Genomic DNA, 912 nt, shown 5'->3' on the forward strand with positions numbered 1-912 from the left:
GCCGCGTCGCCGGTGAGCTGTCCGGCCTCCTGCCGCAACGTCCGGCCCTTCTGGCAGAGCAGAGCGAACCCGGTCCCGTCGAGGTAGTCGGCCCGCACGGTGACGTAGGCGGCGGGCCCGGTGACGAGCACACCGGTGCCGACGTGGTCCTCGGACAGCACGGAAGCGTCGGCGCCCTGGGCGGCCTTGCCCTTGCCCAGCACCATGTCCGACGACGCACGGTCCACAACCTGCGTGGAGTACCGCAGGGTGATGATCTCCCGCAGCTTGGTGGGCACGCTGTCCGCGTCGGGGCGCTGGGAGGCGAAGTTGGACACGAACCCGGCGGCCGGGCCCCGGCGGGCGATGCGGCACAGGTCGTTGATGACCTGTTCGCGGTCCTCGCGCTCCATCGCGGTGAAGTACTCCTGCAGTTCGTCGATGGTCACGAAGATGACGGGCAGGTTGTACCGCTGGACGATCTCCGGCGTCAGCTTCCCTTCGGGGCAGATGCTGGTGGGCAGTTCCCGCAGGATCGCGAAGCGGCGTTCCATCTCCACCAGCAGTTCGGCCAGCATGGCCTTGAGCGCTTCGATCGCGTCGTCCTCGGCCTCCGTCAACAGACGGTGGGCCACTGCCCGCATGGACAGCCAGGCCCCACAACCCGTGCCGTCGGCGACGGAGTGCCTGAAGTAGGGGTCCAGTAGTCCGGCCGCTGGCATCAGGCGCTGGGTGAACGTCTTGCCCCGGCGGGGGAGGCCGCCGAAGAACATCGACTGCCACATGACCGGGACCTCGATGCGGTTGCCGCGGGCGTCCTGCCCGAACGGGATCGGGTCCCAGATCGAGAACCTTTCCGCCGTCGCGAACGGCGACGGGTTCGGCTTGCCCAGGTACGGGTCGTCGTCGGCGACCCACATGGACACGCGTCCG

1 protein-coding gene is annotated in these 912 nt (G+C 69.1%); it reads right to left on the bottom strand.

What is annotated here, in order from left to right:
* The coding region (locus D8M29_RS12905) for a hypothetical protein (RefSeq protein ID WP_202975970.1) at positions 1-899 on the bottom strand (899 nt) is incomplete at its 3' end.
* Positions 900-912: the final 13 nt, after the last annotated feature.

This window comes from Micrococcus sp. HSID17227, assembly GCF_003989405.1.
In the GTDB taxonomy this organism is placed as follows: Bacteria; Actinomycetota; Actinomycetes; order Actinomycetales; family Micrococcaceae; genus Micrococcus; species Micrococcus luteus.